Annotated in this window: 24 protein-coding genes and 1 pseudogene; 4 read left to right on the top strand and 21 right to left on the bottom strand. The window is 34.8% G+C overall.

Going from position 1 to position 22,088, the window contains the following annotated elements; genetic code table 11:
- Window positions 1–19: 19 nt before the first annotated feature.
- The 3 genes from DT250_RS05025 to DT250_RS05015 all read right to left on the bottom strand — a co-directional run bounded on the left by DT250_RS05025 (window position 20) and on the right by DT250_RS05015 (window position 1,961).
- Window positions 20–877, bottom strand: a complete 858-nt coding sequence (locus DT250_RS05025; RefSeq protein ID WP_149212703.1) for a PhzF family phenazine biosynthesis protein — start codon at window positions 875–877, stop codon at window positions 20–22.
- 209 nt (window positions 878–1,086) lie between these two features.
- Window positions 1,087–1,287, bottom strand: a complete 201-nt coding sequence (locus DT250_RS05020) for an antitoxin VbhA family protein (RefSeq protein WP_149212833.1) — start codon at window positions 1,285–1,287, stop codon at window positions 1,087–1,089.
- A 149-nt stretch (window positions 1,288–1,436) separates the two neighbouring features.
- Window positions 1,437–1,961: an NUDIX hydrolase gene (locus DT250_RS05015; RefSeq protein ID WP_149212702.1), complete on the bottom strand. Its 525-nt coding sequence runs from the start codon at window positions 1,959–1,961 to the stop codon at window positions 1,437–1,439.
- 182 nt (window positions 1,962–2,143) lie between these two features.
- Between DT250_RS05015 and DT250_RS05010 the strand changes: the two genes are divergently transcribed.
- Complete coding sequence (locus tag DT250_RS05010; RefSeq protein ID WP_149212701.1) at window positions 2,144–2,776, top strand: cephalosporin hydroxylase family protein; 633 nt, start codon at window positions 2,144–2,146, stop codon at window positions 2,774–2,776.
- Between the two features lie 184 nt (window positions 2,777–2,960).
- Here DT250_RS05010 and lepB (DT250_RS05000) read toward each other — a convergent pair whose 3' ends face one another.
- Together lepB (DT250_RS05000) and DT250_RS04995 are read right to left on the bottom strand one after the other, a co-directional pair.
- Complete coding sequence (gene lepB, locus DT250_RS05000; RefSeq protein ID WP_149212699.1) at window positions 2,961–3,482, bottom strand: signal peptidase I; 522 nt, start codon at window positions 3,480–3,482, stop codon at window positions 2,961–2,963.
- A gap of 82 nt (window positions 3,483–3,564) precedes the next feature.
- The gene (locus tag DT250_RS04995; protein ID WP_149212698.1) at window positions 3,565–5,718 is read right to left on the bottom strand and encodes a peptidoglycan D,D-transpeptidase FtsI family protein; all 2,154 of its coding nucleotides are present in this window, start codon (window positions 5,716–5,718) and stop codon (window positions 3,565–3,567) included.
- A gap of 279 nt (window positions 5,719–5,997) precedes the next feature.
- On the opposite strand from DT250_RS04995, the gene DT250_RS04990 reads away from it, so the two are divergent.
- The gene (locus tag DT250_RS04990; RefSeq protein WP_149212697.1) at window positions 5,998–6,576 is read left to right on the top strand and encodes a hypothetical protein; all 579 of its coding nucleotides are present in this window, start codon (window positions 5,998–6,000) and stop codon (window positions 6,574–6,576) included.
- A gap of 201 nt (window positions 6,577–6,777) precedes the next feature.
- On the opposite strand, the gene DT250_RS04985 is transcribed toward DT250_RS04990, so the two are convergent.
- The 8 genes from DT250_RS04985 to DT250_RS04950 form a co-directional block, all read right to left on the bottom strand.
- Window positions 6,778–7,506, bottom strand: a complete 729-nt coding sequence (locus tag DT250_RS04985; RefSeq protein WP_149212696.1) for an NAD-dependent protein deacylase — start codon at window positions 7,504–7,506, stop codon at window positions 6,778–6,780.
- A gap of 75 nt (window positions 7,507–7,581) precedes the next feature.
- Window positions 7,582–8,229 (bottom strand): pyroglutamyl-peptidase I, encoded by a 648-nt coding sequence (gene pcp / locus DT250_RS04980; protein WP_149212695.1) that lies wholly within the window; start codon window positions 8,227–8,229, stop codon window positions 7,582–7,584.
- Window positions 8,230–8,244: 15 nt separating this feature from the next.
- On the bottom strand, window positions 8,245–9,207 hold the full coding sequence (locus DT250_RS04975) for a DUF979 domain-containing protein (protein WP_149212694.1): 963 nt from the start codon (window positions 9,205–9,207) through the stop codon (window positions 8,245–8,247).
- A gap of 1 nt (window position 9,208) precedes the next feature.
- Window positions 9,209–9,904 (bottom strand): DUF969 domain-containing protein, encoded by a 696-nt coding sequence (locus DT250_RS04970; protein WP_061671924.1) that lies wholly within the window; start codon window positions 9,902–9,904, stop codon window positions 9,209–9,211.
- Window positions 9,905–9,926: 22 nt separating this feature from the next.
- Window positions 9,927–10,688 carry a 5-oxoprolinase subunit PxpA gene (gene pxpA, locus DT250_RS04965; protein WP_149212693.1) on the bottom strand — a complete coding sequence of 254 codons (762 nt, stop codon included), beginning with the start codon at window positions 10,686–10,688 and terminating at the stop codon, window positions 9,927–9,929.
- An 18-nt stretch (window positions 10,689–10,706) separates the two neighbouring features.
- A complete protein-coding gene (locus tag DT250_RS04960) occupies window positions 10,707–11,696 on the bottom strand; it encodes a 5-oxoprolinase subunit C family protein (protein WP_149212692.1) in 990 nt (329 codons plus the stop codon).
- Window positions 11,687–12,400, bottom strand: coding sequence for a 5-oxoprolinase subunit PxpB (gene pxpB, locus DT250_RS04955; RefSeq protein ID WP_106074929.1), 714 nt, complete (start codon window positions 12,398–12,400; stop codon window positions 11,687–11,689). Before pxpB ends, DT250_RS04960 begins: the two co-directional genes overlap by 10 nt.
- A gap of 14 nt (window positions 12,401–12,414) precedes the next feature.
- Window positions 12,415–13,167, bottom strand: coding sequence for an IclR family transcriptional regulator (locus DT250_RS04950; RefSeq protein WP_088122511.1), 753 nt, complete (start codon window positions 13,165–13,167; stop codon window positions 12,415–12,417).
- 219 nt (window positions 13,168–13,386) lie between these two features.
- On the opposite strand from DT250_RS04950, the pseudogene DT250_RS04945 reads away from it, so the two are divergent.
- A pseudogene (locus DT250_RS04945) lies at window positions 13,387–13,798 on the top strand (hypothetical protein).
- Window positions 13,799–13,994: 196 nt separating this feature from the next.
- On the opposite strand, the gene DT250_RS04940 reads toward DT250_RS04945, so the two are convergent.
- The 5 genes from DT250_RS04940 to DT250_RS04920 form a co-directional block, all read right to left on the bottom strand.
- On the bottom strand, window positions 13,995–14,828 hold the full coding sequence (locus tag DT250_RS04940) for a DNA alkylation repair protein (RefSeq protein WP_149212691.1): 834 nt from the start codon (window positions 14,826–14,828) through the stop codon (window positions 13,995–13,997).
- Window positions 14,829–14,980: 152 nt separating this feature from the next.
- Entirely contained in the window at window positions 14,981–15,532 is a 552-nt protein-coding gene (gene lepB / locus DT250_RS04935; RefSeq protein WP_088063882.1) for a signal peptidase I, read from the bottom strand.
- A gap of 23 nt (window positions 15,533–15,555) precedes the next feature.
- A complete protein-coding gene (locus DT250_RS04930; RefSeq protein WP_149212690.1) occupies window positions 15,556–16,233 on the bottom strand; it encodes a copper homeostasis protein CutC in 678 nt (225 codons plus the stop codon).
- Window positions 16,234–16,458: 225 nt separating this feature from the next.
- The gene (locus DT250_RS04925; protein ID WP_149212689.1) at window positions 16,459–17,604 is read right to left on the bottom strand and encodes a stage II sporulation protein P; all 1,146 of its coding nucleotides are present in this window, start codon (window positions 17,602–17,604) and stop codon (window positions 16,459–16,461) included.
- A 219-nt stretch (window positions 17,605–17,823) separates the two neighbouring features.
- On the bottom strand, window positions 17,824–18,552 hold the full coding sequence (locus tag DT250_RS04920; protein WP_088063884.1) for an ArsR/SmtB family transcription factor: 729 nt from the start codon (window positions 18,550–18,552) through the stop codon (window positions 17,824–17,826).
- 69 nt (window positions 18,553–18,621) lie between these two features.
- Here DT250_RS04920 and DT250_RS04915 point away from each other — a divergent pair, with 69 nt between their 5' ends.
- Entirely contained in the window at window positions 18,622–19,092 is a 471-nt protein-coding gene (locus tag DT250_RS04915) for a DinB family protein (RefSeq protein ID WP_149212688.1), read from the top strand.
- 138 nt (window positions 19,093–19,230) lie between these two features.
- On the opposite strand, the gene DT250_RS04910 is transcribed toward DT250_RS04915, so the two are convergent.
- From DT250_RS04910 to DT250_RS04900, 3 genes are all read right to left on the bottom strand, one after another.
- Window positions 19,231–20,379: an acyl-CoA dehydrogenase family protein gene (locus DT250_RS04910; protein WP_088063886.1), complete on the bottom strand. Its 1,149-nt coding sequence runs from the start codon at window positions 20,377–20,379 to the stop codon at window positions 19,231–19,233.
- A gap of 153 nt (window positions 20,380–20,532) precedes the next feature.
- On the bottom strand, window positions 20,533–21,165 hold the full coding sequence (locus DT250_RS04905) for a YdcF family protein (RefSeq protein WP_060487279.1): 633 nt from the start codon (window positions 21,163–21,165) through the stop codon (window positions 20,533–20,535).
- 329 nt (window positions 21,166–21,494) lie between these two features.
- Window positions 21,495–22,082 carry a GNAT family N-acetyltransferase gene (locus DT250_RS04900; RefSeq protein WP_149212687.1) on the bottom strand — a complete coding sequence of 196 codons (588 nt, stop codon included), beginning with the start codon at window positions 22,080–22,082 and terminating at the stop codon, window positions 21,495–21,497.
- Between the last annotated feature and the right edge of the window lie 6 nt (window positions 22,083–22,088).

The raw sequence follows: 22,088 nt of genomic DNA, 5'->3' as shown, positions 1-22,088 counted from the left end.
ACCATCTCTTTTTTTATTTTCACTCAATATTTTCTATATTTAAACACTTCGTTTCACAGTAATAGCCTTTGCCACCAACATAAACTTTTTCTATTTTATTCTCGCTATCGGTTGCTAATTTAACTAATATTTCGGAAGGCGAGTGTAAAGTATAACCTTGTTCAAATACATAGACTTCTTTTTGTAAGTAGCGCTGTTCATAAAGGTGACAAGCTAATGCACCATTTGAAGTTCCAGTCGCTGCTTCTTCATTAATGTCGTATAGCGGAGCAAAGTTTCTGCATATAATTCGATTGTCATTAAAAGTATATAGATGCATCCCGACAACATTATAATACTTGCTGATTTCTTTAATTTTTTCAAAATTAGGTTGCATTGTATGTAATTGTGTTTCGCTTTTTATAGGAATTAAAATATCTTTTAAGCCCGTGGAGACAATTTGAATTGGGTATGTATTGTCTATATCTTTAATGTCAAAGCAGTCGATAAACTCATTTGGAGATATAACATCATAGAATATCGGTTCGTTTTGTTCCATGAATATGATGTCATCTTTTATGGTAATAGTAAGAACACCGCTGTTCGTTTCAATCGTATAGCGATTCTTGAAAAGTTTATTTACATGCATCAGTATCGCGAAAGAGCCAATTGTGGCATGACCACATAAATCAACTTCCTCTTTTGGTGTAAAATACTCAATTTTATAATCAGCAATTTCAGATTCTGATATAAATGCGGTTTCCGCATAGCCCAGTTGTTTGGCTATTGCCATTTTTTGAGTAGTGGTCAATGTATTCTCCATAAATACCACTCCTGCTTTATTTCCGCCTTTATGATCCTTGCTAAATGCACTTGCAACATAAACAGATATTTTCATAAGACACCTTCTTTCCTCACTTATAGTAAATTGTAGCATAGAACGTACTACATATATATATTGTTGGATAAATTAGCCATAAAGCAAGAGACAAACTATTTTTTAGCATCTGAACTCTCCAAAAATAGTTTGTCTACAGTCTGAGAGTTAGATCTACCATCTCTTTTTTCCCGTTTATTTAGCAAAAGTTTGTGGTAGCTTCTAGATCATTAAGTAAGTTCGCGTCTCGCAATCGCATCAGCTAATGTAATAAGTTGCTCGTGCGTTATCTTTCCTGTTACCTTCGCTTTAATAATTTTTTCCATTTCTTTTGTAATAATCATACCTTCTATTGCTAGATCCGCTTTAGCTGCCTCAAAAGCTTTATTCAGTTCTTTATCACTTTCAGAACAAGCTACAAAAAGGAGCATCGTACATATGATGTTGATGCCTAATGAAATATATTTCCGAAACATATCCTCACCTCGCATATATAATGAGAGCAATCAACATAAAAATGCTGATTGCTCTATAAAAGTATTATCTACTAGAATATAAGATTGAATGTTTTCATATTTTTCTATTGAGAAATAAGTTGTTTTTCATACCGTTTGTTCGCATCATCTTCTGACAAACATGCAGTTGTGTAGTTAATAATATTCCGATTATCATATGTGAATATATGCTCTAACTTATTTTCTTCTTTTAATATTATCGGTAAGTATTTTTGTAAATTGCTAACTACACCTCTATTATCATGATTCAATATCCAATCAATTTCTTTCCATTCTAATAATCCTTCCGCCGTACTTAATGGTGTATTCATTTGTACTCCATCTGGTAAATCAGCAAGGAATACATACATTCCCTCACCATCCCAAGACTCGTCTTTATCTTTAAAAATAACATTCCCCTTATACGTTACACTTGGAAGCTCTATTCCCGTTTCCTCAAGCGTTTCTCTAATAATCCCTTCGTATGGCGTCTCATTCTCTTCTATTTTTCCACCAACACCATTCCACATTCCCATATTCGGCTTTTTATTTCTATTTAATAAGAGTATTTCATTTCCTTTTCTAACGAAGCAAATTGTGTACTTATACATAGGTTCCTTTTCCCCTCATCTACATATTTAAATTGCATTTTGATTAGAACTTACTGAATTAAGTTTTTTATTATATAAACAATTGGTTTTTAATGAGGTATTTTGCTCATTTTTATTAAAAAACATTCTCCTTATAATTATATTTCACATATTATATTGTACAACTTTCGTTTCAGAAAGGAGTGTTCAAAATCGATAACATAAGTAGCGAGTTTTTAAAACAATATTACGATAGTCGAGTCTGGTTATATGATACACATTGGCTTGGTGTCCCCATTCTCAAACTTCCCACTGATCTTTTTTTGTATCAAGAAATTGTTTACGAATTAAAACCCGATTTAATTATTGAATGTGGTACTTGTTATGGTGGTAGTGCATTGTATTTAGCTTCTATATTAGATTTAATTGGAAAAGGTCATGTACTTACTATTGATATATTCCCTCAACCAAATCGTCCATCCCATGACCGAATTACGTATGTAACAGCTTCTTCTGTTTCTGTACAGGCCGTCCAAACCATTTTAAGTATGCGCAAACCTGATGATGTGATTTTAGTTATTTTAGATTCAGATCATAGTAAAGAGCATGTCGCAAAAGAACTTTTACTTTATAAATCTATCGTTACTACTGGTAGTTATATTATTGTAGAGGATACATCTATTAATGGAAATCCTGTTTCTCCCGATTGGGGGCCAGGTCCGATGGAAGCTGTAGAAGAGTTTTTAACTAAAAATAACAACTTTATAATCGATGAATCTAAACATAAGTTTTTCATTTCATTTAATCCAAAAGGTTTTTTAAAGAAGATAAAGTGAAACTTTAATAAGCGGAGTTTTGTTCATTCCCCGACTTATTATTAGTTGAACCAATCGGGCTTTTACGGGCAGTTGATCTCCCACCTAACTCCTTTGCACTGCTGAATTTTGAGGTGTGGGTCTTACTGCCCGTTAATGCGGGGTAAAGTGAAACTTTAATAAGTGGGGTTATACAAAACCCCACTTATTCTATAATCTTCATTTTTGAAAACGGATAATATACAAATTCCACTTTGCCTATTATGTTATCTTCTTCAATATATCCTAAGCCATTTCGACTATCTCTACTAAGTTCACGATTATCTCCCATTACAAATAACTTATTTGGCGGGATTTTTGTCTTTTGAAAGTTGTAAAACACTTGCGTATTATTGAATAAATCTTTATTTGTATACGGTTCTTCTTGCTTTTTATCATTCACATATACTAATCCATTCGTTATGTTAATTACGTCACCAGGAAGTCCTATTACTCGTTTTACATAATATTTCGACTCATCCTCTTCCTTTATAATGACAATTTCTCCGTGCTCTAGATTAGAAAAATGTACTGCTGCTTTATTTACAAATACGTAGTCTTCTTCATATAAAGTTGGTTGCATCGATTTCCCTTCCACTTTACATAAAGTAAAAGAATGATAGGCTACTACCAAAACAAACACGAAGAGTATGTATTTCCCCCAGCCTCTTTTAATCTCCTGCTTCATATCCATTCCCACCTTATTTAAACGCTTTTTAACTCAAAAAATAGATCACTGCACAATAAGTCTCCATGCAGTGATACTATTTTTACTGGGCCTTGTTCTGTTGTTCTACTGGGATTGGATTTCCACCCGTTCTTTTCGCTTTCAATTCAAAATACGCATCCAAAATCTCTTTACCAATCGCGGAATTAATTCCTGATTTGTCATCATTCACCCAAGGTACAACAACTGAAAAAGCAACTTCCGGATCTGCATCATATGGTGCATAACCGGCAAGAGTTAAATTATAACATTTTTTTCGGTTATAGTTTTCATCTCTTCCAATATCACTTTCTCCACCATATACAGTTTCAGCTGTTCCTGTTTTTCCCGCTGGTTTATACGGTAATCCTTTAAACGTTGCAGTACCTGTCCCGTCAGTTTCTTGAAAAACTCTTCTAAATCCTTCTTTTACATGATTAATATATGAAGTGTCCATATCCACTCGATTTAAAATAACTGGTTCAATAGACCGAACAACTTTTCCAACATCCTCTGGTTTATGTGGTTGCTCTCTCACTTCTTGTACAATTTGTGGTTTCATTCGGTAACCGCCGTTTGCAATTGTTGAAATATATTGAGCAAGTTGCAGCGGCGTATATGTATCGTACTGTCCAATCGCATAATCAAGTAAGAAACCCGGTATGTTATCAGTTCTCCCCATTTGACCAATCGATTCATTCGGTAAGTCAATTCCAGTCGGTACACCTAATCCGAACTGTCTAAAGTAGTAACGCATTTTATTAAATGTCTCTCGTTTAATGTCTAACGGATTGTTTGGTACATAATTTACACCTGCCATTTTTAAAGCAGTGTTAAACATGTAAACATTCGATGAAACTTGTAAAGCTCTTAAATCATCAATGTCACCAAAGTCTTTCCACGATTTCTTTGGCTTAGCACTTCCTTTAAAATACATTGGTGCATCAAAGAAATGCGTATACGGCTTAATTGTTTCAGTTTGATATCCGGCTAATAACGTAGCCCCTTTCACAGTTGACCCTAACTCATAAGAACTTGTCATCGTTCCTAAAGCAAAGTCTTCTATTTGCATACCGCCATCTTTATTTACAATTTTCTTTCCACCCATTGATAATATTTGCCCATTTTTCGGGTTCATCATTACAACGAACGCACGATCCATCATTGGCTCTGCCGAATGAAATGCTCGTAAATTCTTTTCAAGGCTTTCCTCTACTTTTTTCTGTAACTCCATATCCACTGTTAACATTAAATTATTTCCACTTTTTCCTTCAGTCACTTTTTCTGTCCGAATAATATTTCCCGCTTTATCCGTAATATTTCTAGACTGTTCTTTCGTTCCATGTAATGCATCTTCGTACTGTTTCTCGATATAACTCTTACCAATGCGATCATTTCGGTTATAATCACGCACTAAATAATAATCTAACTGTTCTCTCGGCAAACCCTCATTTTCAGTAGAAACGCTACCAAGGATAGAACGAAGTATTTTATCATTTGGGTATTCACGTTCCCAATCCACTGTCGTATCCACTCCTGGCAAAATTGCCAATCTTTCACTTACGATTGCATATTCATTTTGACTTACATCTTTTTTAACAATTTGCGGCGTCATTTTATATCCTGCATTCATCCTACTTTTAATTGCTAGTACTTCTAGATCCTCTTTTGATAGTTCGCTTAATTCTTCTGGCGTAATTCTTTCACGACGCAACTCTTCAACCTTTTTATCTAATTCTTTCCCCTCTATCTCTTGCTTCCTAAATGCACTCTCATCTTCTTTCGTTACTTTTTCTGCTGCTCGTTTTTCATTTAACTGCATCCAAAAATCTTTTTTATCTGTTTCCGTCAACTTATTTATATCTTCTGGCGACATTTCAATAAGCTGAGCTAAATTTCTTGCTACTTGTAAAACTTCTTTCGAATCTACTCCTTTCATTTTCGTATATGTAACGGTTCGTAGTGGTTTATTATTTACAATCACTTGACCTTGCCGATCAAACATTTTCCCTCTAGGAACAGGAGTGCTTACCGTTACATCTTCCTTTTTATTCACTTCATTTCTATACGTTTCTCCATCAATGATTTGTACTTTACCTAATTGAATTATAATAGCTGAAAATAAAAGAAAGACGATAAAAAATAGTACATTTAATCGAAATGGAATATGCGTCTTTTTCTTTTTCGATTGTTTCTTCTGCTCCTTTTTCTGTCTCATTTCGCTCCCTCGCTTCATTCTATTAACATTTCTACGCAAAATCATTATGTATCAAATTTATTTATATGATATATATAGAATTTTATATTAATTACTAAAGAAATAAAAGATTTAATTTTCAGTATTTTAATTTTATAACCTATTTATTACCATTCCCTTATTAAGGAATAACATGAATGTTATTCTAAAAGAAATAGTGTATACAATTGTTTTTTCATACCATTCATTTACATTTCTTTGTATACTAACAATAAAAGACACTACTAAGGAGAAAATGAAATGACAGATTCATTTACAATACATACTAATACGTCATATTGTTTAAACTTTATGATTTATATTCAAAATATTTATCTTAACCAAAAAGAGAAAAAGGAACATTTAAGATTTCCTTACATAGCAAGACAATTAAATTTCTCTTCTGACTTTGAAGCGAATTTCAAAGAATTATGGCATACACTTCGCAAGCAAATTACTGACGACAAATATGATTTCCACATTTTTTATGAGGAAATCCATATCTTTTATGGGAAGCTTTTTGACACTCAATTATGTAATGAGGACTCTTTTAAAGAATTAGTATGTAGTTTTAAAGTATGGTGGACTAGCATAGTAGGTCAGCTTTCATTAGAACGTTCTGTAAGTGAGTATACTGAGCAACTTTATAATGACTTAGTTTTATACGTAAAGCAAAACGAAATAGAAACTTTACAACAGCTACATATTAGTTTACTTTATGACGACTGTGTATTCGCTAAAGAAAACATTTCTTCCTATTTTGCTATTTTGCCAACCAAAACCTTTTTTATAGGTTATAGAGATGTGGTTGCTACATTATTGAAATGTTTTAAACAGTGATTACCCAAATAAAAAAACTGAGGTGAATACCTCAGTTTTTTCGATAAAGTGAAACTTTAATCAGTGGGGGTTTTCTTCATCCCCCACTGATTATTAGCCCTCACCAATCGGACTTTTATGGGCAGTTGATCCCCCACCTAACTTCTTTGCTTTCGCTGCATTTTGAGGTGGGGGTCTTACTGCCTATTAAAGCGGGATAACTTATTTCATTAAAGATACCCCTTCAACAAACTCTCCAATCTTATTTTGAAAAACAAAATCGAAGTTATATTCTTGCCCTGTTAACTCTTCATTTACTAAAATGGTCGTTGCCCCTATTTCCCTCTTTGCGATTTGCGGGAATGAAGCGACGGGTTGTACTTTTAATGAAGTTCCCATAACGATAAGCACATCTGTTTCATATAAACGTTTTATCGCATTTTGATATTGCGGCAATGTATCCCCGTATAAAACAACGTCTGGATTTAAAATGAAATTACACTTCTCGCAGCGAGGCAATTCATGATCAATCATATACTGCAAATCATAGCCCACTTTACACTTCGGACAATGTGCTGTTTGAAGTGTTCCATGTAAATCAATGACATGCTTACTACCGCCTAGTTGATGTAAACCGTCAATATTTTGCGTTAAAATCGTAATATCTTTCCCTTGTTCTTCTAATTCAGCTAAAAAGCGATGGCCACGATTTGGTTTATATTGATGAAACGTATTAATTTGAAATATTTCTTTATAATGCTTCCAAAATTCTTTCGGGCTTCTATTATAATATCCTCTTGATAAATACATCTCCACATTCGCATCAGCATACAATCCATTTGCTGAACGGAAATCGGGAATACCACTTTCCGTACTTGCTCCTGCACCTGTTAACACTGTAATTTTCTTCGCTTTTTCTAAAATTGAACGTACTTCTTCAAATTGTTGCACAAAAATCACCTCTATGTATTTTCCTATACTTATTATACCAGTTGTTTACAGGAGGTGTCGTACGATTCGATTTATTTAATGCGTCGTACCCCCAATTTCAACAATATCCACCTCAACTGTCGTCGTTACCTCAACTGCCAATTCTATCCCTTTACTAATCGTAGAAAGTGACATACTCGGTTGGTCTGGATAGTTACTCGCTTGTTCTGGTAAGAACGGAATATGAATAAATCCGCCTTTTATTTTCTTATCCTGTTTCTCTAGTTCATGCATGAGACCGTAGAATAAATGATTACAAACGAATGTACCTGCTGTTTGTGAAACAGAAGCTGGTATACCTTCTTTTTGCAGTCTTTTTACAATTGCTTTCATCGGAAGTGTAGACCAATAGGCAGCTGGTCCTTCTTCTACAACCGGTACATCTACCGGCTGATTCCCTTCATTGTCAGCAATTCTTGCATCATCAACGTTAATTGCGACACGCTCTATCGTAATATCTGGTCTGCCTCCAGCTTGTCCAATACATATAATCATTTCAGGGTTTAGTTCTTCTATATACTCTTTTAATACGCTGATTGATTTTTGGAATACAGTTGGTACTTGTTTACTAATAATCTTATATTCTCCCACTGTTTTTTCATGCAAACTTTTTGCGACTTCCCAAGCTGGATTAATGCTTTCTCCGCCGAACGGGTCGAACCCTGTTAGTAATACTGTTTTCATAGTTTTCCCTCCTAATTAGAAACGATATACAAGACCGTACATAATAAACATATTTATAATAAAGATTGAAAGAGCAATTGGTACTTGTGCTTTAATAACTGCATTTTTATCCTTTAGTTCTAAAAGCATCGCCGGAACGATATTAAAGTTTGCTGCCATTGGCGTTAGTAGCGTTCCGCAATATCCAGCAAACATACCAAGCGCTGCCATAATCGCTGGATTCCCACCGTGCATTTGAACAATTAAAGGTAAGCCAATTCCGCCAGTAATAACGGCAAATGCTGCGAATGCATTTCCCATTACGACTGTAAAGAGCATCATTCCTAAACAATATGCCATAACAGAAACGAACGGATATTCTGTCGGTAATACTTGTCCGACTAAATCAGAAACGACTTGTCCAACGCCAGACTTTGCGAAAATACCGCCAAGTGCTGCTAACATTTGTGGTAAAATAACAGCCCAGCCGACAGCTTGTAATAGTCTGCTTCCTTCTTGAACAGGCGTTGTTATTTTCGATTTCGTAATACGCATCGCCGCAATGAATGCAAGTAGTGCCCCAAGTGCTAATGCAACTAATGTGACTTTATCCGGATCAACAAGGGATACATTCCCCCATTTAATCTTCCCTAACGTTAACGTACCGATAATTGTAAAAATAGGAATTAATAGTGCAGGCATAAAAATTTTATTTTTTAATTTCTCCGCATGTTTCACACGTTCTTGTACTGGAACTTCTTTCTCCTCTGATTTTGTTACTTTATTTAATGAAGCTAACACGACCATAGTGAGCACGATACAGCCAACATAAAACGAAGGGATTACATTTCCGAATAAAAAGGTAACTGCAAATAGCGCCCAAAATGAGCTAGAACCAAATCGATTTGGATGTTGACGATCAAATGCAATACGAACGGCGATAAAAGCAACGATTATTCCTAATACGTAATAAATTGTATCCATTGTGATGATGTTCATTTTATATTGCCTCCTTCTCTTCTTTTTCTTTTGATGCCATCGTTTTCGCTATATATTTATCAAATCTTCTAAATCTGATCCAGCTTACGATAAGTGCTGATATTGCAGTTGGAATGCCCCAAAGCGCCATATCCCATACACCGACATGCATACCTACTGAATCGAAGAATCCTTTCATTAATAAAATAGCACCAGTCGCGATAAATATATCCTCTCCGAAAAACCATGCTGTATTTTCCGCAGCTGCTGCATTCGCTTTAATTTTTTCTCTTAACTTTTCAGGGAGCTTACCATATTTCCCTTGCGCAGCCCCTTCTGCCATCGGTGCAACGAGCGGTCTTACCGTTTGTGCATGACCACCAATGTTCAGCCCCAGTGCTGCTGATGATTCTCTTATCGTAAAATATGACATTAATACTCTTCCAGTTGTTGCACCTTTTGATTTCGTTATAAGTGCTTCTGCTCTTTCTTTTAAACCGTAACGCTCTAAAATTCCGATTACCGGTAAAGTTAATATAATTGGCATAGACATATATCTATTTTCTATGAAAAACTTACCGAACAAGCTGATCACATCATAAAAGCTTAATCCCGAAACCATACCTGTAACAATACCTGCAACCATAACTACTAAAAGTGTATTCAATCTAAATAAAAAGCCCACCGCAACAAGTAGTATCCCGATTAATTTAATCATTTCTAGCACTTCCCCCTATTTTTTATTTCGGTGCACAAATAGAAATACCATTAAGTTCGAATGTTCTGTATATTTTTCCCGCAAATTGCACTGCTTTTTCTCCATCACCATGTAAACAAATTGTTTTCGCTTGAACTGCTACTTTCTCTCCGCTCACCGCGTTTACATACCCTTCTTTCACCATTTGAAGCACTTGCTTTATCGCTTCGTCTTCATTTTTTATGAGCGCATTTTCTTCTGTCCGGCTCGTTAATGTCCCATCTTGTTTATACGTACGATCAGCAAAAGCTTCTTGTACGAGAGTTACATTATATTTTTCCGCAGCCTGTATAAACGCCTCGCTATTTGCTAATCCGTAAAGTAATAGATTGGGATTACTATGACAAATTGCCTTCGCAATTGCATCTGCAATTACCGGATTAGTCGCCGCCATATTATATAGAGCACCGTGCGGTTTCACATGATGCATTTTCCCGCCTGCTGCTTTCACAAAAGCGTCTAATGCACCAATTTGATACAATACATAGTCGTATACTTCATTTGGTGAAACGTTCATATTTCTTCTTCCAAATCCAATTAAATCAGGAAAACCAGGATGTGCCCCTATTGCTACGTTATGCTGCAGTGCCTTTTCGACCGTTTTCCTCATTACAGTCGGATCACCCGCATGAAAACCACAAGCAACGTTTATAGAGGAAACGAACGGAAGAATTTCATCATCATTCCCCATTTTATAAGCTCCAAAACTTTCTCCTAAATCACAGTTTAAATCGATTGTCATCACGATGTTTCCCTCCCAATGTCAGCTTCGTAAAGCGATGAATTTCTTTAATAGATTCATATTTACTTCTTGTTCTATGTACAATTGTTCCGCTTCTTCAAGCGTAATTTTCTCAAATGAAACATAGTCCCCCGGTTTTAGCTGAGCAAGAAGAGGTAAATCTACTGAAATGATATTTCCCATTCTCGGATAGCCACCTGTCGTTTGCCTATCTGCCATTAATATAATCGGCTGTCCACCGTTTGGCACTTGAATCGTTCCGAATGTAACGGGACTCGATAAAATCTCTTTTTCTTCCACTCTATTTAAAACTTCTCCTTCAACTCTATAACCCATACGGTCAGCGTAATTAGATACTTTATACTCTTTCGTAAAAAATGCCTTTATACTTTTTTCTGTGAATTGATCATATTCAAAGTTAGTTATGACACGCAGCTTAGGATATTTCTTATACTTTGGCAGTACGCTTTTGCTAATTGCCCATTTCGTTTTGTTTCGCTCATCGTTTTGTAAGTTTTGAATGCAATGACTCGCCATTTCTGTGTGCGCACCAATTTGAAAATAATCTCCTTTTTTCAGCATCCTTCCTTCAATACCACCAATCACAGCACGTATGTAAGTACTTTTGCTTCCCATTATGCGATCAATCTGTATACCACCTGCAAAAGTCACATACGCTCTGCAACCGCTTTTCACTTTCCCAAAACAAAGCATACTACCTTCTTCCGCTAAAATGGGACGCCATAATGGAATACGCTTCCCATTCAGTAACGGCTCCATATTTGCTCCGCCAATCGCAAGTAAAGTCCTTTTCTTTATTAACAATTTAGGCCCCATAATTGTCATTTCGAGTCCCGCTTCATTCTCTTCATTACCGACTAACATATTGATCATCCGAAGTGCACTTTGATCCATGGCCCCGCCAACTGGTACACCGTATTGTTGATAATGAGCTCGCCCTAAATCTTGGACTGTTGTAAACATTCCTGCATGTAAAACTTCTACATCCATTCTTTAGCCCCCTCAAGTGATACGTACTCTTCCTTCGTTATTGGGATAAATCGTAAATACATACCGCTTTGAATATATGTTGGTGTTTCTTCTTCTGGATTAAATAAGGAGATTGGTGTTCGGCCAATAATATTCCATCCACCCGGTGTTTCAAGCGGATATATACCTGTTTGATTTCCGCCAATCCCTACTGAACCAGCAGGTATTTGTAACCGTGGTGTTTCTTTTCTAGGTGTTTCTAGTTCTTTTGATAGTCCTCCTAAATACGGGAACCCTGGTGTAAAACCTAACATATACACAAAATATGTTGTTTCACTATGTATGCGAATGACATCCTCCGCTCGTAATCCTCTATAATGTGCGACCTCTTCTAAATCAGGTCCATATTCTCCACCGTAGCAAACTGGTATAGAAATATGTTTCGCATCTTGATTCACTTCTTCTTTATACGAATTACACAGCTCTTTTATATATTGGCAGACGTAATTATATGGCCCTTCACTGCTCCCATTTTTCTTCCACACTTCGTATACATTGTAATAAACCGCTAAGGAAGTAAACGCCGGAACGCATTCTACCATTCCTGTAAACGGATGCCGCCTCAACGCTTGAAACAATCGCTGCACTTTTTCGTATGTCTCCATCCCAATTTCTTCACCAAATGTAACAATAATTGCTTGATCCCCTAACGCAGAAAATTTCATCCCACTCCCTCTTTCTATGCTAAAAAGCCGAGTTCTTTCGAAATTCGATGTGCTGTTTCTTTCACCTTCGCAATAAAATATGCAATGTTACTTTCGTTATACTCAATTGCTAATCCCGAAATACTAATACCTGCTACAACCGTTCCATCGCTTGCGAAAATGGGCGCTGCTATAGCCGCTGTATGATTTTCTAACTCAGAGTAGCTAATTGTATGTCCTTCCTTTTTCGCCACTTGTAACACTTCTAGCAATTGTTTCTTATCCACAATTGTTCCATCTGCAAACTGTTTTAAATCCGTTTCCTCTACGTATTTCCGTTTCTCTTCCTCAGAGAAATACGAAAGTAAAATCCTCGGACATGCGCCAGCATAAAGCGGTGCTCTTCTTCCAACAGCTGTATACACTCGTACAGGCTGAACACCTTCCATCTTTTCCACATAAATCGCGTCATTACCATCTTGAATAATTAAATTAACTGCCTGTCCTAAACTATTTCTAAGCTCTTTCATATATGGAATCGCAATATTTCTTACGGATAATCTTTGTGAAACAAGTTGACCGAACCGTAAAAAAACGACTCCTAGACGATACTTCCCCTTCTCATTTTTTTGTAAAAACTCCATTTCTTCTAACGAGCCAATTAAACGATAAACAGATGTTTTCGGCATACTCGTAAGCTGAACCATATCTGTTAAACTTAGCTCTTCATGCTCATAAAACAACTCTAAAATATCCATTGTCTTAACTGCCGTTTTATTTATACTCATTCTATCTCCCTCTTGTTCCGAATTTCGGAACTTAAATTCCGTTTTTCGAAACAAACATATAATTTAAAATTATAAAATATTCTTTCAATTCTATCAATATTTTTTTCAATCTCATGAACCGATATATTTGTCAGTAGTTTAAAAAACGTAAATAATTAAATGCATTTGTAAATTTTCACATCAAACTATTACATATCCAACATATAAGGAGTGTTTCTTTTGAAAAAGTTGCTAGTAATTCCTGCTATTATGTTATCTTTTTGTATAGGTTATAATGTGACATTTGCGACAAACGAGGATACGAAACTAAACTCTCAAATTGAACAACGTACCATAACTAACGAAGACGTTGCATTTTTCGGATCAACCACTTATAATTCCAACTATTTAAATGGAGATAATTTAAGCGTTCTTGTACAAAATACAGGTGATTCTCCTTTAGCGTTATACTTTCTATAACGCTAAAGGTGCTTGGATGATTGACGGAACTTTAAAACCTGGGGAACAAGCGATAAGTGAATTCGATATTCACTGGACTGATTGGCTTCCTGACGGTGAATATAAAATTATTTTTAGAAATAGAGACGGTTCACTTTCAAAAGTACATACTGACACAAAACTATTAGAATAAAAGTTACAATAAAAAGTACAGAAGTTTAGATTTGAAATGAAATTTGATCACCTTTCATTCATAACACTAATATAAAAAAAAATATAAAGAGCATGTATTGATCAATACATGCTCTTCTCCTATTTATTCAAAATATTCTTTTTTTAACATGATTGATTGTTCCTTCGTACAACTTAACAAGTCTATTAGTTACATATTACTTCTTTTTCAAAATCGTTCTTTTAGCTTTTTTAATAATTCTACTAGTTGATTTTATGTCAGTATCCTTTGCCCATTCTTTACACAGGTTCATTACCCAATCCGGTTTAGTTTTACTTGCATCATTTAACCAGTTTCCAACCGAATCTTGTACATATTTTGATGGATCTGATTTAAGTAAACTAAGAATGGGAAGTGCTTTTTCAGGTTCTTGTTTTAATATTTCAATATGTTTACTCCATACACCTCGAGGACGAATAGATTCTACAGAGAACCTACGAATATTCTCATCCTCACTTTTTGCCCATTCTACTAACAATTCCACACTTTCTTCTATATTTTGTGAAAGATCTTCTCTAATAGACATCCAAGCAATTTCTCGAACACCAAAATGATGATCCGCCGCAAAAGGTCGAATGTACGTTAATGTATCTTTTAATGTGTTATTTGATTTTTTATTCATAAACGCTGCCCAACATCGTACACTATCTGAAATATGATCAGATAATTTTAACAATATGTCTTCCTTGTTTCCTTCATTCTCTTTGAGTATAATTTCATCCAATAAAGTTCCTGTTTTTCGTATGACTTTCATTCCTGTTTCAACGTTCTGTTTTTCTAATTCAGCTACTATACATTCCAAACTATTCTTGAGTCCTATTGAAGGTAAGACATTTTTAAGTAGTTCAATATGATTTATAGCTAGCCATTCTGTTAGATTAACACTTTCTATTTTCCCTTGCTGTAGTAATTGTAAGACCTCTTTAGGAATTTCGTTTACTTTCCTGGCTCCTTTCCTGTTTAAGATAACTTCTGCTTCTTTCGTTATCATTTAAATTCCCTCCTTGCAATACTATCTTCAAATAAACAGAGGCCATTCTGAAAAATAATAATCAAAATGACCTCTGTCTTTCTTAAATGAACATTCAGTTTTACAAAAAATGTGATGTAAATCCACCGGAAGAATATTTCTCCCATACTTCTTTATAGCGCTCTTACTTGTTTCAACGGCCAGAAAACAGCTTGGCCTTTTCCGACAATTTCATCTTCTGAAATAAATCCGAACATTCGACCGTCTTTCGAAACTTCACGATTATCTCCTAAAACAAACACTTGGCCTTCTGGCACTTTCGTTTTTCCAGTGATTTGTTCTAACGTAAAGTCTGGAGTTAATACACGGCCTGCTGCTTTTTCTTTAAACTCTTTTAAATATGGTTCTTCCATCGCTGTTCCGTTTACATATAAAACATCGTTTTTATACTCCACTGTATCGCCTGGTAAACCAATCACTCGTTTTACTAAATCGTATCCTTCTTTTCCGTGGAAGACGATAATATCAAAGCGATCTAATCCACTTATACTATAACCAATCTTATTCACAAGAACTCGTTCGTTATTTTCTAAAGTAGGCATCATCGATTCACCTTGTACTAATGAAGGTGTAAATAAAACACCGCGAATAATAGCAATTAATACAAGAGTAAATCCTATCGTTTTAGCCCATGAGAATAATTCTTTCTTCGTATTTTCCTTCATCGTTTCTCCTCTTTCTTAACTGTTTATTGTATGATTTGAACTAATTCTTGTACTAAATTAAGATCAATTTCAGAAAAACATGATTTCCCTTCTCTAACCGCTGTACCGACATGAGCTTGCGAAATTCCAGTTTCATCTAGCAATTGCTTTATATTTTCTTTTGTCACACCAGCTCCAACTACAAGCTGAATTTGACCAACGCTTACCTTTTGCATTTCTGCAAGCACCGGAATATTCTTTACTATATTTCCTTGTCCACCTGAGGTTAAAACGTGAGTCACTTTATGAAACTTCTTTAAAGTTTTCATCGCTTCTACTGGATTCTCTATATCATCTATCGCTCGGTGATACGTTACATTTATTCCATCTACAACAGATAGTAAATTCGCTAATTTCTCTTCATCCACTTCATTTCGTTCGTTTAATACACCTAATACAACACCAGCTGCACCTAACTTCTGCGCAATGATAATATCTTCCTTCATCATTTCAATTTCTTCTTCCGTATATGTAAAAGACTTCGCATGCGGACGAATCATAACGTGAATCGGTATATGTACTGCTTCTACCGCTTTTTTAATAAATGCATAACTCGGCGTTAAACCGCCTTCTGTATAAGATGTAATTAATTCAATTCGCTTCCCGCCAGCTCGTTCAATTCGTTTCACATCTTCTAAACATGTTGCAATAACCTCTAGCATGAGATGACCTCTTTTCGTGCTTTTTTCTTATTATACAGTAGCTGAAATAAGAAGCATAGCATTCTCCTATAAAACTGTAAAAAGAAGAATGAAAAGAAAGATTTTTTTTATTGATTGCCTTCATTGTTAATATTATATTCTACTAAAAAAGGAGTAACCCCTAGAACTTCTGACTAGGTGTCACTCCTTTTTATTTTACAAAAATACTAGGTTTCCCCTATACATTTAGTTATTTTTCTTAGTTACTTCATTATAATAGTGGCTAAATGCTTCTACTAATGCATCAATGGAAGCATATAATTCTTCTGGTGTATTATCTACCCCTCCCATTTCAATAAGTAATGCATTGGGAGAAAGGTCTTGATTATATACTCCGTTACCGCTTTTACGATCTTTAATAAAAATCCCTCGGCTTAAACCGTAATACTTCTCATCTAAATATGAATTTATTGCCGTTACTATTTTTTTATTTTTTTCATAGTTAGGATTTTCTCGTCCTAAAATAAAATAAAGCCGAGCATAATTCTTTCCGTTAATATTTTTTGTTGTAATATTTTTTCGTGCATCGTCTCTATGAAGGTCCATTGGAAACATAATATTTTTATCTTGTACTAATTTATCTTGTAATATTTGACGGGATCCTTTGTAAGATTGGGCCCAATTTAAATTTTTATTTCGCAGAAAATCCCTCATATTTGTCGTATCATGTGAAACACCTATTCCTTTTTCTTCTAACTTTTGTTTTAAATAGTTTCCAACAAACGTAATATTCACTTCATTATTTGTACTGGAAGCATCATCGGGTATCGTAGCACCTGGAATGAGAGGAATAAACGCTTCCCAACTATGTGTATGATAAATAAAAACTTTATTTTCACCGTTATTTTGTGTATTTGAATTTTCACCAGTAGAATTGTTTTCTTTCCCACTCTTTGGGTGTTTAATAGCAGTACCTTTATCTTTAATGTTATCTAAAGGAATACTGGATTCTTCAGGAATGTTCGTATAATCTGTTCCTTCCCCAGCAATTAATATTTCCGAATAAAATTGATTCATATTAGGAAGTTCTCTAGTTAATAAACTTCGGAGATCATTTACATTAATGTTTGTAGAAAGTGACAGTAAAAAAGATTCCAAAGACGCTCGTCCTTTTTCTTTATGAAATTCTTCTGCAAAATAACGATTTTCACTTCCTATCATATACATAAGACCTTTAGTAGAATTCGTTCCTAACAACTGATTCATATAAAATGATTTAAATACGCTGGAATTACTAGAAATGAAGAATGAAGTGAGGATACATATAATAGTGAATAAAATACATATCACTACATATCTTACATTTAATACTTTCAGTTTAATTTTATTCATTTTATATCTCCCTTCATTTACTATATTCTTACGCTTAATTTTCAATGAATATGATTAATAATTTAATAGAACTGCCTCAAACTACTATGTTTTCATTTAACCTCTTTCCGTAAAGCAAATGAGGTTAAAGTTGCCATATGCAAATATCATCAAAGATTTTAAAACAAATCAAATAACCTGAGTCTATATAAATATAGAACTCAGGTTATTTAATACTGTTTACTCGATAGGAGGCACTGCATTTTGATGGACTTTTTTATTTTCCATGTCAATGCCTAATTGGTCTTTCAATAACTTCATACCTTTTTTTGTAAGATGGACGGCTCTATTCTTATCCGTTTTTGTAATCCATTCCTGTTCAAAAAATAGTTTTGCTATCGCAGATCCTAACCAACCAGAAATATGGTAGCGTCGTTCACTCCAATCAAGACAAGGTTTTGCAAATACCCTTCTCTTTATATCTGCCGTTTCAATATTTATTCCAAAATTCAGAAACCATTGCTTACCTTGTTCCGTTACAATGTATTCTCCTTCCTTTAAAATTATAAATTCCCTATGTAGTAATTTTTCAGTTATCTCTACACCGAGTCTGCCTGCAAGATGATCATAGCAAGTTCGAGCATAACGAATTTGTTTTAGTTGATCCGATTGTTTTAAAGACCGAACTTGGACTGATGGTGCAATTGTTCCTAACTTTTCAAGAACTTCTGCTACCTCTTGATTAGCAAGTCGATAGTAACGATGTCTACCATGTTGTTCAACTGTAAGTAGATTCCCCTCTACTAATTTAGAAAGATGGGAACTAATCGTTGGATGTGACACCTTTGCCATATAAGCCAATTCGCTAGCAGGTAGTGCCTGATTATTCATTAGACAATCTAAGATAATTGCTCTTGTAGGTTCAGCAATTAGTTTAGCTATATATGAGATATTCGGATATACATTCATATTTCGATGATACCCTAACTATTAAACTGATACAATTATTTTAAGTTTAATAGTAAAGGAGAATGTATTATGAATGCAATTGATCTTAGTATATTAAATTTGAAAGAAACGAGAAGGCGCTCAGAAACATTATGGAATTCTCTTCCCGATAATTTTCTTAATTGGAAGCCTGATCATGAAGCTATGTCCTTTGGTGAGATGATTCGTCATGTATGGAGCTCAACTTTTTATTATCATATGATTTTAAAAAACAACGGCTCAATAAATGATATACATTTCCCGTATGATGACGAGCCAATTACTTGTGTAAAAAAAGAAATTGAATTGGCACAAGTATACTTTACTGACTTCATAGAATATGTACAATCAATAAGCATAGCCGAGCTAGATTCAACCCTTATTGATCGAAGCGATGTTGGCTATCAAAGATATTTAGGCGACATGCTATTACGAATTGCCTATCATGATGCGGTCCATGCTGGTCAATTTTTACAATATTTACGAATGATAAACTTGGAAAGACCTTTAATATGGGATTAGATACGACAAATGTTTACAACGCTTCGTTTTAAACTAGTATATTAAACACATAAAAAGCACGTGTTTGATTACTACTCAAACACGTGCTTTCAAAACAACTATATTACTCATAAACAATAAAATACAAGTTTAAAATTACTACGACCGAAACGCCGCATCCGCCAGCATAGATAGTGTTGCATCATCCATCGGCGGATTGTGCAATCCTGCTCTGACGTTTAAATAGTAACGATGAAGCGGATTTTTTTCTGATAAACTTTTTGCTCCTACGATGCGCATTGCTTTATCTACAATAGATATTGCCGCATTTGTTACAGCATATTTCACTGCTGCTAGTTCGGCTTGCAATGATAGTTTATCCTCTGCCTCATCGTACTTTTTCGCAATTTGATATAAAAAGACGCGAGCTTGCATAAGCTCAAGTTCTAATTCTCCAACTAATCTTCTAACATTCGGCAATAAACTAATAGAATGATTTAAACTATTTGGCTTGTATGATCCCGCAAACTGAACTGCATAATTTCTTGCTGATTGTGCAATTCCTAAATAACATGCTGGTATATGTAGCAACCAGCCAATGCCCTTTTGTTTCACTTTCCCGCCCTTTACATCTGTAAAAAAGCGATTTTCTATCTCTACATTTTGTAAGACAAGGTCATGACTAGCAGTCCCTCGCATCGCAACGCTATCCCACGTTTCTTCAATGGATACACCGAGCGTATTTCTCGGAATGACAAACTCTCCAACTTCTTCTCGACCTTCAATACTCGCTGAAATAATAAAATAATCAAGTATTGGCGCCATCGTTGTAAAAGTTTTTCTTCCATTTATAATCCACTTCTCACCTTGTTGAACCGCTATTGTTTCTGGCTTACCACCACGCGTCGGACTCCCTGTTTTTGGTTCTGTTGCTGCCCGATTAAAGAGTGCACCGTTACGTACTTCTTCGCAAAACCATTTGAACATCTCATCATTCCAAGAGTGATTTTCCGCTAGCTCTTTCACAATGCCAATATGCCAGCCAATCGATAACGCAGTAGCTCCGCAGCCTTCCGCGATTTTCTCTTGAAATAAAACAAAGTCATATAAAGAAATCGCACTACCACCAAATTCCTTCGGTAACGTTAATTTCGTATATCCGATATCTTTCAAATCACTTATATTTTCATACGGAAATGATCCTAATTCACTTAGTTGATGCTCTCTTTCCATGAACTTCGGAATCAATTTATTTATTTGTTCAATAATGAAAGATTGTTCTTCTGTTTCAACAAATGAGAGTGCCATACTATAATCTCCTTTATGTTCGATTCATCAACCGCTCACTTTTTCATTATGATTATATGAAGCTACCTCTCTATTGTTTCACTATTCCGATAAAAATACAATGTTTTTGACCAATAAGAAAAGTTCCCATTTAAAATAGGTTCTTTTCTTATATTAGTCTCCCTTCAATGCCTTTAACGGCAAAGAGGTTACATATCCAATGTACGAGAATAATTCTTTAAAGAAGAATGGTATTTCTGTGTCTAACGTTTTATATGCTGATGTCGGCGTTGGTGAAGCATACGCTTCAATATTAATATGTTTTGCGATTCTCATTGCGCGTTTCATATGAAGTGGATCACTTACAATCGTGTATGTGCGTATTCCGTTCTCTATTCCAACTTCCTTCGCATTCTTTAAGTTTTCTTCTGTGAAAAGGGATTTTGTTTCAATTAAAATATCTTCCTCTTTTACACCTTGTTTCATTGCATATACTCTTGCAGTACGCGCTTCCTCAAGTTCTGCCTCGAACTTTGTACCACCCGTAAAAATAATCTTTTTAATGTTTCCGTTCTTATATAAAGAAATCGCATGATTAATTCTTTCTTTAAATACAGGGGATGGTTTTCCATTCCAAGAAGCCGCTCCTAGTACGATACCAGCATCCGTTTTCATACTATCATCTGTTTTAAAACGATAGCTCCAAATATCGTAAGCTGCATAACTTACATATAAAATAGCAGAACAAATCATTAGTAAAAATACTTGAAAGATTCGTCTTTTCTTACTTTTCTTATTTTCTTTCATTTGTAATTGCCTCCGTACATCATCCATACTTCTATAAAAAACATTTATATCAAATCGTTTTGTTTGAGTTTATTTAAAAGAAGGAACTTTACTTGTTATTTATATATAAAAGGGTTTTCATTTAAAATTGAGGATTATCAATTCATTTTCATTTGCGGTTTTCATTACATGTTTTAAATTCATAAGTTTATTACCATACAACTACATTGTAACGAATTTTTTCTCAGAAGGGAACGATGAAACAAAAGTAATTAAAATAAAGTAGCATTTTGTAAGAAAAAAGGTATATTTTTCATGTATTACGAACAATATACCTTTCAAAACACGAATTATAACTTTTCTTTATACAATTCTAATTTTTCCAATAAGCGAGCTTTCACTATTGGCCATTCGCTTGCAATAATACTATACACAACTGCATCTCTCACATGACCACTTGGTAATTTTCTTTCATTTCTAAGCACACCTTCTTTAACTGCTCCTAAACGTTCAATTGCTCGTTGTGCTTTTTCATTTCTTGCATCCGTCTTAATTTGTACTCTCAGCATATGCAATTTTTCAAAAGCATAGTGAAGAAGCATATACTTACACTCTGTATTTATACTCGTACGTTGCACACTTGGATGATACCAAGTCTGCCCTAACTCTACTGTTTTATCTTCTACTGAAATATTATATAAACGTGTACTTCCTACAATCGTATTCGTCTGTTGATCCACTACAACAAAAGGTATTTGAGTACCATTTCCATAACCCTGTATCGCTTTTTGCACATATTGCTGCATGTCTTGCGCAGTATCCATTTTAGAGATTAAATACGCCCAAATACCCCGATTTCCTTCTACAATCGAAAACAAAGTTTCGACATCATCACTATCTATTATCCGTAACTTTGCTCTTTCGTGAATTATTTCCATTTGAAA

The sequence above is a fragment of the Bacillus sp. AR2-1 genome (assembly GCF_008368755.1).
GTDB classification, from domain to species: Bacteria; Bacillota; Bacilli; order Bacillales; family Bacillaceae_G; genus Bacillus_A; species Bacillus_A wiedmannii.
The sequence above is the reverse complement of the archived record's forward strand: the minus strand, read 5'-3'. Positions and strand labels throughout refer to the sequence as shown.